Below are 14,519 nucleotides of genomic sequence, written 5' to 3'. Positions count from 1 at the left end.
CGACCCGTGAACGCGCCGGCCCGCCCCAACGACTACACCGCCTATCCCGACGCCGACGGCCGGTTCGGGCAGTTCGGCGGGCGCTACGTGCCCGAGACGCTGATGCCGCTGGTCCACGAGCTGGACGCGGCCTATGCGGCGGCGAAGGCGGACGAGGGGTTCCAGGGGGAGCTCAAGAGTCTCCTGAAGCACTATGTGGGGCGGCCTAGTCCGCTCTACTTCGCCGAGCGGCTGACGGCCCACTACGGCGGCGCAAAGATATATCTAAAGCGCGAGGAGCTGAACCACACCGGGTCGCACAAGATCAACAACTGCATGGGCCAGATCCTGCTGGCCATGCGGATGGGCAAGACCCGGATCATCGCCGAGACCGGGGCCGGGCAGCACGGAGTGGCGACGGCCACGGTGTGCGCGCGGTATGGCCTGCCGTGCGTGGTCTACATGGGCGCGGTCGACGTGGAGCGGCAGAAGCCCAACGTCTTCCGGATGAACCTGCTGGGCGCGGAGGTCCGGCCGGTGACCTCGGGGTCGGCCACCCTGAAGGACGCCATGAACGAGGCGTTGCGGGACTGGGTGACCAACGTCCACGACACCTACTACCTGATCGGCACGGCGGCCGGGATGCACCCCTATCCGGCCATGGTGCGCGACTTCCAGGCGGTGATCGGCCAGGAGGTGCGCGAGCAGGTCCTTCAGATTGAGGGCCGGCTGCCGGACGCGATCGTGGCCTGCGTCGGCGGCGGCTCCAATGCGATCGGCCTGTTCCACCCGTTCCTGAACGATCCGGAGGTGAAGATCTTCGGCGTCGAAGCGGCGGGCGAAGGGATGGAGAGCGGCCGGCACGCCGCGGCCATCAACGGCGGGCGCCCCGGCGTCCTGCACGGCAACATGACCTACCTGCTGCAGGACCGCGAAGGCCAGATCGAGGAGGCGCACTCCATCTCGGCCGGCCTGGACTACCCCGGCATCGGGCCCGAGCATTCCTGGCTGCACGACGTGGGCCGGGCGACCTACCTCACCGCCACCGACGCGGAGTCGCTGGAGGCCTTCATGCTGCTCTCCAAGCTGGAGGGGATCCTCCCGGCCATCGAGTCCAGCCACGCCCTGGCGCGGGTGGGCGAGATCGCCCGCGACGTGGGCAGGGACGGGATCGTGGTGCTCAACCTCTCCGGCCGCGGCGACAAGGACGTGGCGACCGTCGCGGCGCACCTGGGACGCACCGTTTGACCAAGGCGCGCATCGACGCCCGGTTCGCGGCGCTGAAGGCGGAAGGCCGTGCGGCCTTCGTGGCCTATGTCATGGCCGGGGACCCCGACGCCGAAACGTCGCTGAAGATCCTCCAGGGCCTGCCGGGCGCCGGCGCCGACCTGATCGAGATCGGCTTTCCGTTCTCCGACCCCATGGCCGAGGGCCCGCCGATCCAGCGGGCGGCGCAGCGGGCGCTGATGAAGGGGATGACGCTGCGGGGCACGCTCGAGTTGGCGGCGGCCTTCCGCAAGGGAAACCAAGACACCCCGCTGATCCTGATGGGCTACATGAACCCCCTGCTCACCTGGGGGATCGAGGCCTTCGCCCACGACGCCGCGGAAGCCGGGATCGACGGCCTGATCGTGGTGGACTGCCCGCCAGAGGAGGCCGGGCCGCTGGCCGACGCCCTGGACGCCGCGGGCGTATCCCTGATCCGCCTGGCGACGCCGACCAGCGACGACAACCGCTTGAAAACCATCGTGAAACGCACCTCCGGCTTCGTCTATTACGTGTCGGTCGCCGGGGTCACCGGGGTGAAGGAAGCCGACGCCGAGGCGGTGGCGCCGCACGTCGAGCGGGTGCGCCGCGCCTCCGGCCTGCCGGTGGCTGTGGGCTTCGGCATCAAGACTCCGGAAAGGGCCGCTGCGATAGCACGCGTCGCGGACGCAGCAGTGGTTGGTTCTGCGCTGGTCGACGAGGTCGCCCACGCCCTGGAGAGAAACGAAGACGTGACCGTTCGAGTTCTTTCCAAAGTTGAATCCTTGGCTAAGTCTGTGCGCCTCGCGCGAACCGGCCAAACGACGACGGTCTAGAACCATGGCGATGGCTGAGCAGAAGAACGACAAGCCCCAACGTCCCACCCCGGCTCCGCGCCAGCGCGGCGGGTGGCTCTCGAAGATCGCGCCCGGGGTGCGCGGCGCCTTCGCCAAGCGCGAGACGCCTGAGAACCTGTGGGTGAAGTGCCCCGAGACCGGGGAGATGATCTACCGGCCCGACCTGGAGGCGGCCCTGTGGGTCACCCCGTCCGGCCACCACATGCGCATCGGCGCGGCGCAGCGGCTCTCCATCACCTTCGACGACGGCAAGTACGAGCCCATCGTGGCCCCCGTCGCCCCGGACGATCCCCTGAAGTTCACCGGTGACAAGCCCTACGCCGACCAGCTGAAGGCCGCCCGCAAGGCGCACAACCAGCAGGACGCCATGGCCATCGGCTACGGCCACATCCAGGGCCAGCCGGCGGTGGTCGTCGTCCAGAACTTCCTGTTCCTCGGCGGGTCGCTGGGCGTCGGCGCCGGCGAGGCCTTCATCAAGGCCGCGCAGGAGGCCGTGAAGCGCCAGGTCCCGTTCGTGATCTTCACCGCCTCGGGCGGCGCGCGCATGCAGGAGGGCACGCTCTCCCTGATGCAGATGGCGCGCACGACGCTGGCGGTGAACGAGGTGAAGGCCGCGGGCCTGCCCTATGTGGTGGTGCTCACCGATCCCACCACCGGCGGCGTGCTCGCCTCCTACGCCATGCTGGGCGACGTGCACCTGGCCGAGCCCAACGCCACCATCGGCTTCTCGGGGCGCCGGGTGATCGAGCAGACCATCCGGGAGACCCTGCCCGCCGCCTTCCAGAAGTCGGAATTCCTGGTAGAGCGCGGCATGGTCGACAAGGTCGCCACGCGCGCAGAGATGCCGGCGGTGCTGGCGTCGATCCTGAAAACCCTGATGATGGGGCGTGAGCGACTTCCCTCCGCCGCCTGACGCGACGACAGCCCTGGACCACGACCCGATCCGCGCCTCCGACGCGGTGATCCAGCGGCTGCGCGCCAACCACCCGAGCCTGATCGACCTGACCACCGGGCGCGTGGAGCGGCTGCTGGCCGCGCTGGGGCACCCGGAGAAGCGCCTGCCGCCGGTGATCCACGTGGCGGGCACCAACGGCAAGGGCTCGACGGTCGCCTACCTGCGCGCCATCGCCGAGGCCGCGGGCCTGAAGGTCCACGCGATCACCTCCCCGCACCTGGTGCGCTTCGCCGAGCGCATCCGGGTGGCCGGCGAGCTGATCTCCGACGCCCGGCTGGAAGAGCTCACCGACCAGCTGGAGGCCGCCAACGACGGCCAGCCGATCAGCTTCTTCGAGATCACCACGGTGCTGGCGTTCCAGGCCTTCGCCGAGACGCCGGCGGACCTGTGCGTGGTGGAGGTGGGCCTGGGCGGCCGCTTCGACGCCACCAACGTCTTCGACGCTCCGGCGGTGAGCGTGATCACCCCGGTGGACTACGACCACCTGGAGATGCTGGGCCCGGGCCTGGCCAAGATCGCCTGGGAGAAGGCCGGGGTCATCAAGACCGGCCGGCCGGTGGTGGTCGCCCGCCAGATGGACGAGGCGCTCGACATCATCGAGCGCGAGGCCGACGCCAAGATGGCCCCCATGCTGCTCATGGGCCGCGACTTCGACGCCTGGGAGGAGCGCGGGCGGCTGCTCGTGCAGATGCCGGAGCGACTGCTCGACCTGCCGCCGCCCAGCCTGTTCGGCGGCTACCAGTTCGCCAACGCAGGGCTCGCCGTGGCGGCGGCGCTCACGCTCGACCACGCGCTCTCGGAAGAGGCGATCGGGCAGGGGGTGGCCGCGGCCGTGTGGCCGGCCCGGTTCCAGCGCCTGACCAAGGGCCCGCTGGCCGAGCTCGCCCGGGCGCGGGGCTCGGACCTGTGGCTCGACGGCGGACATAACCCGCATGCCGGCAGGGCCCTGGCGGAGGCCGCGTCGCGGCTGGTGGACCGGGACGGACGGCCGCTGGTGCTGGTGGCCGGCATGTTCGCGCGCAAGGACGCCAAGGGCTTCTTCCAGCCGTTCGCGGAGATGCATCCCAAGGTGCTCGCGACGACGTTCGACTCGCCGCAGGCGGCGCCGGCCGACGACATCGCCGAGGCGGCGCGGTCGGCGGGGCTGAGCGTCGAGACCGTGTGTGATGTGGAGGCGGGCGTCCGCCGGGCGCTCTCCGGTGAGGGCCCGGCGCCGCACGTGCTGGTCTGCGGGGGGCTGCACTTCGCCGGCGAGGTGCTGGCGATGAGCCGCGAGACCTGGCCGACCTAGCGCGCACAAGAAAGCCCGCTCGTTCCCGCGAAGGCGGGAATCCAAGCGGGCTCTCCGCTAGATCAATTCAGCTTGGGTCCCCGCCTTCGCGGGGATGAGCGGCTTAAGCTGCGGCCGAGACCCCGACCTCGTTGAGCCACTCGAGGATCTTCTGCTTGGGCATGGCGCCGACCTTCATGGAGGCCATCTGGCCGCCCTTGAAGAGCATCATGGTGGGGATGCCGCGGACGCCGTAGCGGGAGGGCGTGGTGGGGCTCTCCTCGATGTTCAGCTTGGCCACGACGACCTGCTGGCCCAGCTCTTCGGAGATCTGCTCCAGGGCCGGCGCGATCTGCTTGCAGGGGCCGCACCACTCCGCCCAGAAATCCACCAGCACCGGCCCGTCGGCCTGCAGGACGTCCTTCTCGAAGGACTCGTCGGTGACCTTCACAGTGGCCATGGATAGCTCCTTATGCGTGGGCCATTTCCAAACGCGACCTCACGCTCGTTCGATCCGCGATGTAGGCGGCCCCTGACCTGGTATCAACCGCTGCGGCCAAGCTCGGCAAGGCTTTGGCCCATGAGTAATTCTGGCACCGGCATCAGCTTCGGGCCGTCGGTCCAGATCAGCGCCGCCTCGATGCGGCGGCCGGGGAACACCTCGCCCAGCACGGCCGCATAGACCGCCATCTGGCGCAGGTAGGCCGGGTCGGCGTCCTCGATGCGCGCCGGCGAGGGCCGGTTGGTCTTGAAATCGGCGACCAGCACCCGGTCGGGCAGCACCACCAGCCGGTCGATGCGGCCGGAGATGGCCAGCCCCTGCGGCAGGGCGGCGGCCGTGCCGGCTATGGCGACCTCCGCGCGGGAGCCGGGGCCGAACACCTCGGCGAAGCGCGGGTCCTCCAGCACCGACAGCGCCGCGGCGGTCATCTCCGCGCGCTGGACGTCGGTGAGGTCCGGCTCACGGGCGAGGATGCGGCGCGCGCCGTCCGAACGCGCGGCGGGGTCCAGGTCCGGCAGGATCTGCAGCAGCCGGTGGATCAGGTCGCCACGCCGGAAGCGCCCGAGGCCGCCCGCGTCGCGCAGCGGCGAGGGCGCCGGCGACCTCGCGCCGTCGCCCAGATCGGACGGAGAAGCGTAGCGAGCGAAGGCTTCCACGGCAGGCGCCTCGGCCGTCCAGGCGGGCAGGACGCCGGCCGTTTCCGCCGCGGCGGCGGCGCGGCCCATCGGCTGCGGGTCCGGCCCGTAGCGGCGGATCTGGAGGTCGCCGCAGGCGGTCTCGCGCACGTGCGGCTCGACGTCGGCGTGGGCGAAGGCGGCGGCGAGCGCGCCCCACCAGCCCTTCAGGTTCTCCGGCTTCGTCGTCGAGCCGATGCGGCCGCAGAGCACAAGCCGGTCACGGGCGCGGGTGAGCGCCACGTAGAGCAGGCGGTAGGCCTCGTCCTCCTCCGCACGTGCGCGGCGCTCGCGGGCCGCGGTCGAGGCTTCGCAGTCGCTGTCCTTCGAGGCGCACCACAGGAAGCCGCCGTCGGCCGTCTCCAGCAGCGGCGAGCCGCGGGCGGTGCGCGACAGGGTGGTCTCCGGCAGGATGACGATGGGCGCCTCCAGGCCCTTGGCGCCGTGGGCGGTCATCACGCGCACCTCGTCGCGGCCGGCCTCCATCTCCCGCTTCACGGTGATGTCCAGGCTGGCGAAGGCGTGGGCCAGGCTCTGCAGGTCGTGCACGCCGCGGGCCTCGGCCGCCAGCACCTGGGCCAGGAACTCGTCCAGCGCGTCCTGCGCCTCCCCGCCCAGGCGCGTGAGCAGGCGCCGGCGCATGGACTGGCCGAGCGTGTCGTTCAGCCCGAGGACGCGGCTGTAGAGCTCGAAGGGCCGCGCCCTGGCGGCGATCGCGCGCGCCGCGTCGAGGAAGGCGAGCGCCGAGCCCCAGTCCGTCCGCTCTCCCGCGCGCCGCTGCAGCTCCGGCCAAAGCCGGGCGCGCCGTCCGTGGGCGAGCGCGTAGAGGCTGTCGTCGGAGACGTCGCAGAACGGGCTGCGCAGCAGGGCCGCGAGCGTCAGGTCGTCCTCGGGGTAGAGGCAGAAGCGGGCCAGGGCCACGAGGTCGTCGAAGACGATATGCTCCGAGAGCGCCAGCCGGTCAGCGCCGGCCACCGGGATGTTGCGCCGCTTCAGCGCCCGCAGGATCTCCTCGAACAGCGCCTTGCGGCGGCGCACCAGGATCAGGACGTCGCCGGCGGTGGCGGGGCGGGGCTGGCGGGTCTCCTTGTCGAACACCGCATCGCCGCGGGCGATCAGGGCGTCGATCTCGCAGGCGATCTTCTCGGCCAGCCGGCGGTTGGCGCTCTGCTCCGGCTCGGCGTCGAGGGGGGCGTCCCAGGCGTCGCGTTCGGCGCCTTTCTCCTCCTGCTCCAGCGGCCAGAGGTCGACGCAGCCGGAATCGGTGCGGGTCGCCCGGTGGACGATCGGCTCCGGCTCCAGGCGCGGCATCACCGCCTGCGACAGCTCAGGCGGCGAGAAGGTCGCATCGACGAACGACAGCACCTGCGGGGCAGAGCGCCAGGAGGTCAGCAGGTCGACCCGCTCGAACCGGAAGCCGGCGCCGGTCGCCCGGTCGCGGTGGAACTCGAACTTCTTCAGCAGCAGCTCGGGCCGGGCGCCCTGGAAGGAGTAGATCGACTGCTTCTCGTCGCCGACCACGAACATGTTGCGCTCGAGCGCGCGCCCCGAGGGGCGGCCGGCCCCGGAGAAGAACTCCTCGGTCAGGGCATCGACGATGGTCCACTGGTCCTGGGCGGTGTCCTGGGCCTCGTCGACCAGGATGTGGTCGATGCCGCCGTCCAGCTTGTAGAGCACCCAGGCCGCCGCCGGGCGGCTGGCCAGCAGGGCGCAGGTCTTCTCGATCAGGTCCGCGAAGTCGAGGGCGCCGGCGTGGCGCTTCTCGGCGGCGTACTGCTCGACGTAGGTGGCGGCCAGCGTCAGCGCATAGACGGTGTCCCAGGCGACCGTCGCGGCCTTGGCCAGGCGGAATGCGTCGGCGATCCGCGCCTGCTCGGCGGTGAGCCACTCGCAGGCGTCGGGGTCAACCTGCTTGGTGGCGCAGGTCTTCCTGGGCTCGCCGGCGGCGGTGAACAGGATGGCGCGCACAATGTCGGGCCGGCTCTCGCCGCGGGCGGCGGCCTCGGCGACCTGGGCGGCCTTCAGGCTGTTGGGGACGTCGGTCTTCTCGCTGCCTTGCGCCAAGGCCTCGGCGGCCCAGCGCCAGGCCTCCGCGTCGAGCGCGGGGGGTAACAGCGCCTCGGCTTCGATGGCGGCGGGGTCCAGGAGTTCGGGTCCGCCGAGGCAAACCCGCGCCACGGCAGAAGGCACGCCCCCCCGGCCGCCGCAACGCCGGACGTACGCGTCGATCGCGGCGCGCTTCGTCTCGAAGGCCACGAACATCTGGTTGAAGCTCTCGAAGTCGAGGGCCACCGAGAAGCGGGCGTAGGCCTCGGCCACCGGGCCGTCCCCGCCCATGGCCTCCCGGGCCACGGCCTTGCGCGCGGCGGCCGCCACGGCGGCGGACGCGGCGTCGTCCATGACCCGGAAGCCGGGCGAGACGCCGGCCTCCAGCGGGAAGCGCCGCAGCAGCTTCTCGCAGAAGGCGTGGATGGTCTGGATCTTCAGGCCGCCGGGGGTCTCCAGGGCGCGGGCGAAGAGGGCGCGGGCCTTGGACAGCGCGAGGTGGTCGTAGGCGTCCTCGCTGCGGCCTTCGAGCTTCGCCAGCGCCTGGCGCAGACTCTCGTCGGGCGCGACGGACCAGCCGCCCAGCAGGTCGAAGAGCCGCCGCTGCATCTCGGCCGCCGCGGCCTTGGTGTAGGTCACGCAGAGCACGGTCTCGGGCGTCGCGCCGGCGAGCAGCAGCCGCGCCACCCGGTCGATCAGGGTCTTGGTCTTGCCGGACCCGGCGTTGGCGGTGACGAAGGCGGAGAGCTGCGGGTCGGCGGCGGTGCGCTGAGCCTCGCCGGCGGCGGGCCGCGGGTCAGGCTGGCGGGGAAACTGGACGACGGTCATTCGTCGCCCTCCTCGCCGGAGGTGGACCACTCGAACACGCGGGCCAGGTGGTCGTAGTCCGACGCGTAGAGCTTCACGAACTGCGGGGCCAGACGCGAGGTGTAGCCGCGCTCGGGGTCGCGGTACTGGCGGACCAGGTTGACCAGGCCCTCCAGCGCAGCGTCGGTGGCCTGGCGGCTCTCCAGCACCTTGTCGCCGTCGGCGCCGGGAGCGGCCCGGACCACCTCCTCACCCGCCGGCTTGCGGCCGGTGACGCGGACATAGACCAGCTCGCCGGGCTCGGCCGCCGCGATGTCCTCGAACCCGCCCTGGGCCAGGATGGCCGCCGTCAGGGTGAGCTGCGGCGAGAAGCCGGTGCGCACCATCTTGGCGGTCGGGGCGGCGCCGGTCTTGTAGTCCAGCACGTGGCCGAGGCCGTCCGGGCCGATCTCGATGCGGTCGGCCTTGGCCGAGAGCGTGAACGGCTCGCCGTCGATGGGCAGGGTGAGGCGGCCGGTCTTCTCGACGTGGACGGCGCGGCCGTCGGCTCGGCGGCGCGCCTCCAGCTCCACGACCCAGGCGGCCGCCTCGGCAGCGAGCGCCTGCTCGCGCACCAGGGCGTCGTCGGCCATGCCGCCCTCGTGCAAGGCCTCGAGGTAATAGGCCCGGAAGCGGTCGGCGGCGTCCTCGGGAAGGCGGTCGGGGAAGTCGGTGGCGAAGCGCTCGAAGGCGGCGTGGATGGCGGTGCCGCGGATGCGGACGTCGACGGTCTCGTCCGGCGGCGACAGCTCGCGCAGGTTCAGAATGTCGCGCGCCCAGACCGAATAGGGATCGCGGGTGAGGGCCTCCACGCGGGTGACGAAGAGGCTCGCCGGACGGTGCTCGATGGGGGGCTTCGGCGAGGGCCGCTTCTCCGGGGCGTATTTGCCGGGCGCGTCGAGCTGGCGGGCCCAGGCGAGCACGTCGGGGCGCATAGGGATCTCGACGCCGGCGCCGCGCGCCAGCGTCTCCAGCCGCCACAGCCAGCGGGACTTCACCGAGGGCCCGCCCTCGCGGCGCTCGGTGTGCAGCAGGACGACCTCGGGCGCGCAGGCGGCCTGGGCGAAGTCATGGGCGGAGAGGCCGACGCGGCGCTCCGGCGGCGGCAGGCCGAGCTTCGCGCGCATGGGGCGCGAGAGGAACGGGTCGAGCGGGGCGCCGCGCGGCCAGACGCCTTCCTCCAGGCCGGCCACGACGAGGCGGTCGGCGCGGACCAGGCGGGCCTCGATGGCGCCCAGGATGCGCAGGCGCGGATGGGTGGCGCCGCCGGTGCGGACGGTCTCGCCTTCCATCAGCCGCGACAGCAGGTCCGCGAAGCCGCGCCGCGTGGTGGGGGGCAGGCCGTCGGTGTCGTGGATCAGGCCGGACAGCAGCCGGCTCATGGCCTCGCCGCCGTGGCCGGTCCACAGCTCGCCGAGCTGGCCGTCGGCGTCGCGGGCAAGCGCCTCCATGGTCTCGGCGACGGAGGCCGCCATGTCGCTGACCGCCACGGTCTCGACGGCGAGGGGGGCGAGGCGCGCCTTCAGGTCGTCGGCGAGGGCGGCGGCGGCGTCGTGCCCGGCCAGCCGGCGGGTGAGCTCGTCCCAGTCGCGCGCCCTCGGGCCCCGCAGGCCTCGGCGCTCCAGGCCGGCGCTGTCGCCGGGCGCGCGGACGTAGGGGTGCTTGAGGATGGCCAGCAGGTTGACGGGGTTGAGCGGCTCGGCCGCAGCCTGGGCCACGAGCCCCGCCAGCACGCCGCACGGATGGCCCGCCAGCGGCTCGCCGGCGGAGTTGTCGGGGACGATGCCCCAGCGGGCGAGCTTCGCGGCGACGCGGCAAGCCAGCGCCTGGTCCGGGGCGACGAGGGCTGCAGTCTTGGTCGGGTCCTCCAATGCCTCGCGCAGCAGCAGGGCCGCGACGGTGGCCGCCTCCTCCTCAGAGCGGGCGCTCACCAGGGAGAGGCCGGCGAGGCCCAGGGCGATGCCGTCGAGCTTCTCGTCGGCGCCGCGGGCGGTGAGGTCGGTGATCACCTCCAGCCAGTCGGCGGTGCGCTCGGCGGGGCGCAGCGCCTCGTTGATCACCCGCTGGCGCCAGCGGCCCTGGGCGTCGAAGCTGAAGGAGGCGGGCCAGGGCTGCACCGCGGCGCGGGCGACGCCGGAGCGCTCCAGCAGGCGCTTCATGGCGCCCTGTGGATGCTGTTCGCCGACGTCCGCCCAGGCCTCCTCGGAGAGGCTCTCGTCGAGGCCCGGCAGCACCACGCAGCCCTGGGGGGCGCGGGCGATGACGGCCAGGAGGTTGGCCGTGGCGGGGGCTGTGCCGGTGGAGCCGGCCGCGACCAGCACGCCCTGCGGCGGCTTCGCGTGCCAGGCCTCGGCCAGGCGGCGCAGCAGGATGACGCGGCGCTGGCTGACGTCGACCACGCCGAGCTCGTCGAGGCGCTGGGGCCACAGGCGCAGGGCGGTCTCCAGGAACTCGCGGCTGACCCGCCAGTGCTCGGCGAGGTCGGCCTCCACCAGGTTGGCGAGGCGGTCGCCGGCCTCGATCTCCTCGATCTGCAGGCTGTCGAGGAAGCCGCCCAGGGCGTCGGCCAGCTCGAGCGCGGCCGAGGCGGTGATCTCGCGCCCGGGCAGCAGGTGGTGGTTCTCGGCGATCAGGCGGGTGAGCTCGAAGCGCCGGCGGAGCGGCTCGATGGCCGCGGGCAGGTCGAGGGAGAGGTCGCCGGGCTCGAAGGGCGGCTCGCCTTCTTCGAGGTCGCCAAGCGGGCGCATCTGCGGCGGCAGGATGGCGCGGCCGCCGCCGGCCTGGACGAAGGCGTCGGCGAGCGCGCGGGCGCCGCGGCGGGTGGGGGTGAGCACGATGGCCTGGGACAGGGCCTCGGGGTCGGGCCCGAGGGTCTCCACGAGGCCGGCGGCGAGGTCCTGGGCGAACGGGCGGTGCGCGGGGATCGTGAACCAGCGCGGGCCCGGCCGGTCCAGGAAGGCGGTCACTTCAGCCTCGCTTCCGCGGCGTCGCGGGCGGCGGGGTCGCCGACGTGCATCCAGAAGGCGTCCATCACCGCCCCGTGCAGCCGGCCTTCCGCCTGCAGCCGGCGCCAGACGGGCTGGATCTTGAACGGGCCGGTGCTGGGCTCGCCGTCGAGGACCTGCGGCTTCATGATCCCGAAGCCGACGTTGGCGAAGGGGGTGACCACGTCCTGGGCCACCGAGTGGGTGAGGCGGCCCTCGGCGTCCATGAAGAACCCCTGCGGGCCTTCGAAGCCGATGCCGTTGCCGCGCTTCACGAGCATCAGCAGCAGGTCCATGCGCGCCGGGTCCCAGGCGGCCTTGAGAGCCTCGAGCGCCGGCTTGCCCTGCTCGATCCAGAGGCTGTCGATGTTGGCGAGCATGATGGGCGCCTCGCCCAGCAGGGGCCGGGCGTGCTGGATGCCGCCGCCGGAATCCAGCAGCTGGTCGCGCTCGTCGGAGATCAGCACCTCGATGTCGCGCCGCCACTCCAGGTGGGCGGTGATCTGCTCGGCGTAGTGGTGCACGTTGACGACGGCGCGGCGGATCCCGGCCGCCGCCAGCCTGTCGAGCACGTGGTCGATCAGCGCGCGGCCGCCAACGGGCACGAGGGCCTTGGGCATGTGGTCGGTCAGCGGCCGCATGCGGGTGCCGAGCCCTGCGGCCAGCACCATGGCGGTGGTGGGGCCGGTCAAGCGCGAGCCTCGGCCGGGACGTGCGCGTCGAGCCAGGCCTTGAGCGGAGCGTTGGCGGGGTCGGCGAGGCAGCGGTCAAGGTAGCCCCAAAGCCTGGGCATCATGGCGGCGTAGCGGGGCTTGCCGTCGCGGGTCACCAGCCGGGCGAAGATGCCCAGGATGCGCACGATGTTGAGCGCGCCCAGGGTGTGGAAGTCCGCGAGGAACTGGCCCCCGTCGATGTCGGGGCGCAGGCGGAAGTAGAGGTCGAGGCAGGCCTGCTCGCGCTGGGCGGAGACGTCGCGCCGGGCGTCGTGCAGCAGCATGGACATGTCCCAGGCCGGGTGGGCCTTCACGGCGTCCTGGAAGTCCAGCAGGCCGACTCGCTGCGCGCCCTGGCGGTCCGGCAGCCAGATCAGGTTCTCGGCGTGGTAGTCGCGGTGGCAGAAGACGTGCGCGCCCTGAGCGCCATGCGCGCGCACCGGCGCCCAGAGCGCGTCCCAGTCGGCCAGGGCGCCGGCGTCGAAGGCCAGGCCGGTCTTCAGCCTGGGCAGCCACTCGACGAACAGGTTGTCGGCGGTCTGCAGGGCGACCTCGTCGTAGGCCAGCAGCGGCCAGCTGGAGCCGGCGTGCTGCAGCACGTCCGGCGGCTCCACCTCGTGCAGGCGCACCAGGGCCTCGATGGCGGCGTCGTAGAGGGGCGCCTCGTCCGCGCCGGCCTCGATGAGCCGCGCGAAGAGGTCGTCGCCCAGGTCTTCCAGCACCGCCAGCCCGCGCGGCGGGTCGGAAGCCAGGATGGCGGGCGCCGACAGCCCCTGCTCGCGCAGCCAGGCGGCGGTGCAGACGAAGGCGTCGACGCGGCCGGCCGCAAGCCTGGCCAGCGCATTGTAGCCCGACGCGCGGCGTTCCTCCGCCGTCCAGCCGGGCAGGCAGGGCGCGCTCTCCAAGGCCGGCGGCTGATCCATGAAGATGAGCGTGGTCCCGCCGTCGAGGTGAAGACGCTCGTAGGCGCGCGTGGAGGCGTCGCCGCTCAGCGCCTCGCGCCGGGCGGCGCCGAAGCCGTGGATCTGCATGAATTCGGCCTTCTCGGCCTCACGATCCGAACTCAAGCCCTCGTCCTTCCCAGGCGCCGTGGGGAATCAGCCGCACATACCGCGCCTCGTCGTCGCCCGTCTCGCCGAGCGCGATCTCTACATCGAGTCGGTCGGGGGGCAGGCGGCCCTCCAGGCGCTCAGGCCACTCGATGACGGCGGCGCCGTCCTCCAGCGCCTCGTCCAGACCGATCTCATAGGCCTCGTCGGGGTCCGAGAGCCGATAGAGGTCGAAGTGGGCGACCTTCAGTCGCGGGCCTTCGTAGAACTGGACCAGGGTGAAGGTGGGGCTGGGCACGTCCTCGTCGGGCGTGGTGAGCGCCCGGACCAGGGCCCGCGCCAGTGTGGATTTCCCCGCGCCCAGCGGCCCCGAGAGGCACACGGCCTCGCCGGCGGCGAGCTTCCCCGCGATCGCCGCGCCGAGCCGCGCGGTGGCGGCCTCGCCGGCCAGGCGGACGCCGCGTGCGGCGGGAAGCGTCATGCGAATGGCCGGTCGGGATCGGCGGGCAGCACCCGCTCCACGTAGTGCTTCACCTTCAGGGTCACCTCGCCGGCCTCGCCCTCCAGGGCGGACGGCGGGATCGGCTGGCCGACGATGAGGCCGAACTGCTGGCCCTGCTTGTTGAGGAGCTCGTGGAAGAGGGTGATGTCGCGCAGCTCGCCGGAGAAGCGGTTGAAGAAGTGAAAGAGGGTCGACCAGGGGCCGGTGACGTGGATCGGGACCACGGCAGCCTCGTGCTTGCGGGCGATGGAGATCGCGCTGGGCGCCCACGGCGGATCGGTGAGCAACCCCTCCGGCGAGCGGCGCGCCAGCCGGCCGGACGGGAAGATCACCAGGCAGCGCTCGGCCTCCAGCGCTTCGCGGGTGAGCTGCAGGGTCAGGCGGGTGCGCTCGCGGGTGCGCTTGGCCTCCACCCACTCCACGGGGATCAGCACCTCGTCGAGGCGCGGCGAGACGCGGTGGGCGTCGGAGTTGGCGTAGAAGCAGATGTCGGGGCGGAGGGCCTTCAGGGCGTCGTAGACCGCGACGCCGTCGGCGATGCCGGTGGGATGGTTGCAGACCACCACCAGCCGGCCCTGGCGCGGGATGCGCTCGAGGCCGCGGGCGGTGACCTGCACGGAGAGCAGCTTGGAGACGTGCTCCAGCGCCGCGCGGCCGGACAGCGGGGCGATGGCGTCGGCCATCCGGCGGGCCTTGGCATAGTCGAGGAGGGCGTAGAGCAGCGGCCGCGCCACCGGCCAGGCAAGGCTCTTCGACAGCTTGGGCGCGCGCTCGGCGATCAGCACGTCGACGATGTGGTCGCGGGCGCGTGCGGGTGTGACAGCCTGGGCCGGCGAGGCGACGGACATGGCGCGAAGATGCCCTTGGGCCGGAGTCCGGGGCAAGGCGCGAAAAACC

At 72.6% G+C, this 14,519-nt stretch carries 11 protein-coding genes; 4 read left to right on the top strand and 7 right to left on the bottom strand.

What is annotated here, in order from left to right:
* The first annotated feature begins 6 nt into the window (after positions 1-6).
* The 4 genes from trpB to VIL76_RS12675 are packed head-to-tail and all read left to right on the top strand — an operon-like array spanning position 7 to position 4,327.
* Positions 7-1,227, top strand: a complete 1,221-nt coding sequence (gene trpB / locus VIL76_RS12690; protein ID WP_332045400.1) for a tryptophan synthase subunit beta — start codon at positions 7-9, stop codon at positions 1,225-1,227.
* Positions 1,224-2,060, top strand: a complete 837-nt coding sequence (gene trpA, locus VIL76_RS12685; protein ID WP_332045399.1) for a tryptophan synthase subunit alpha — start codon at positions 1,224-1,226, stop codon at positions 2,058-2,060. The genes trpB and trpA overlap by 4 nt, the downstream gene beginning before the upstream one ends.
* Positions 2,061-2,064: 4 nt before the next feature.
* A complete protein-coding gene (locus VIL76_RS12680) occupies positions 2,065-2,994 on the top strand; it encodes an acetyl-CoA carboxylase carboxyltransferase subunit beta (protein ID WP_332045398.1) in 930 nt (309 codons plus the stop codon).
* Positions 2,969-4,327, top strand: coding sequence for a folylpolyglutamate synthase/dihydrofolate synthase family protein (locus tag VIL76_RS12675; protein WP_332045397.1), 1,359 nt, complete (start codon positions 2,969-2,971; stop codon positions 4,325-4,327). The genes VIL76_RS12680 and VIL76_RS12675 overlap by 26 nt, the downstream gene beginning before the upstream one ends.
* A gap of 103 nt (positions 4,328-4,430) precedes the next feature.
* Here the strand turns inward: VIL76_RS12675 and trxA are convergent, their stop codons facing one another.
* The 7 genes from trxA to VIL76_RS12640 form a co-directional block, all read right to left on the bottom strand.
* Positions 4,431-4,766 (bottom strand): thioredoxin, encoded by a 336-nt coding sequence (gene trxA / locus VIL76_RS12670; protein WP_332045396.1) that lies wholly within the window; start codon positions 4,764-4,766, stop codon positions 4,431-4,433.
* Between the two features lie 83 nt (positions 4,767-4,849).
* Complete coding sequence (addA, locus tag VIL76_RS12665) at positions 4,850-8,356, bottom strand: double-strand break repair helicase AddA (RefSeq protein WP_332045395.1); 3,507 nt, start codon at positions 8,354-8,356, stop codon at positions 4,850-4,852.
* Complete coding sequence (addB, locus tag VIL76_RS12660; protein WP_332045394.1) at positions 8,353-11,340, bottom strand: double-strand break repair protein AddB; 2,988 nt, start codon at positions 11,338-11,340, stop codon at positions 8,353-8,355. The genes addA and addB overlap by 4 nt, the downstream gene beginning before the upstream one ends.
* A complete protein-coding gene (locus VIL76_RS12655) occupies positions 11,337-12,050 on the bottom strand; it encodes a nucleotidyltransferase family protein (protein ID WP_332045393.1) in 714 nt (237 codons plus the stop codon). Before VIL76_RS12655 ends, addB begins: the two co-directional genes overlap by 4 nt.
* Entirely contained in the window at positions 12,047-13,138 is a 1,092-nt protein-coding gene (gene amgK, locus VIL76_RS12650; protein WP_332045392.1) for an N-acetylmuramate/N-acetylglucosamine kinase AmgK, read from the bottom strand. Before amgK ends, VIL76_RS12655 begins: the two co-directional genes overlap by 4 nt.
* Entirely contained in the window at positions 13,122-13,601 is a 480-nt protein-coding gene (gene tsaE, locus VIL76_RS12645) for a tRNA (adenosine(37)-N6)-threonylcarbamoyltransferase complex ATPase subunit type 1 TsaE (RefSeq protein ID WP_332045391.1), read from the bottom strand. Before tsaE ends, amgK begins: the two co-directional genes overlap by 17 nt.
* Positions 13,598-14,470, bottom strand: coding sequence for a GNAT family N-acetyltransferase (locus VIL76_RS12640; protein ID WP_332045390.1), 873 nt, complete (start codon positions 14,468-14,470; stop codon positions 13,598-13,600). The genes tsaE and VIL76_RS12640 overlap by 4 nt, the downstream gene beginning before the upstream one ends.
* Between the last annotated feature and the right edge of the window lie 49 nt (positions 14,471-14,519).

Source organism: Phenylobacterium sp. (assembly GCF_036563285.1).
Taxonomy (GTDB): domain Bacteria; phylum Pseudomonadota; class Alphaproteobacteria; order Caulobacterales; family Caulobacteraceae; genus Phenylobacterium.
The sequence above is the reverse complement of the archived record's forward strand: the minus strand, read 5'-3'. Positions and strand labels throughout refer to the sequence as shown.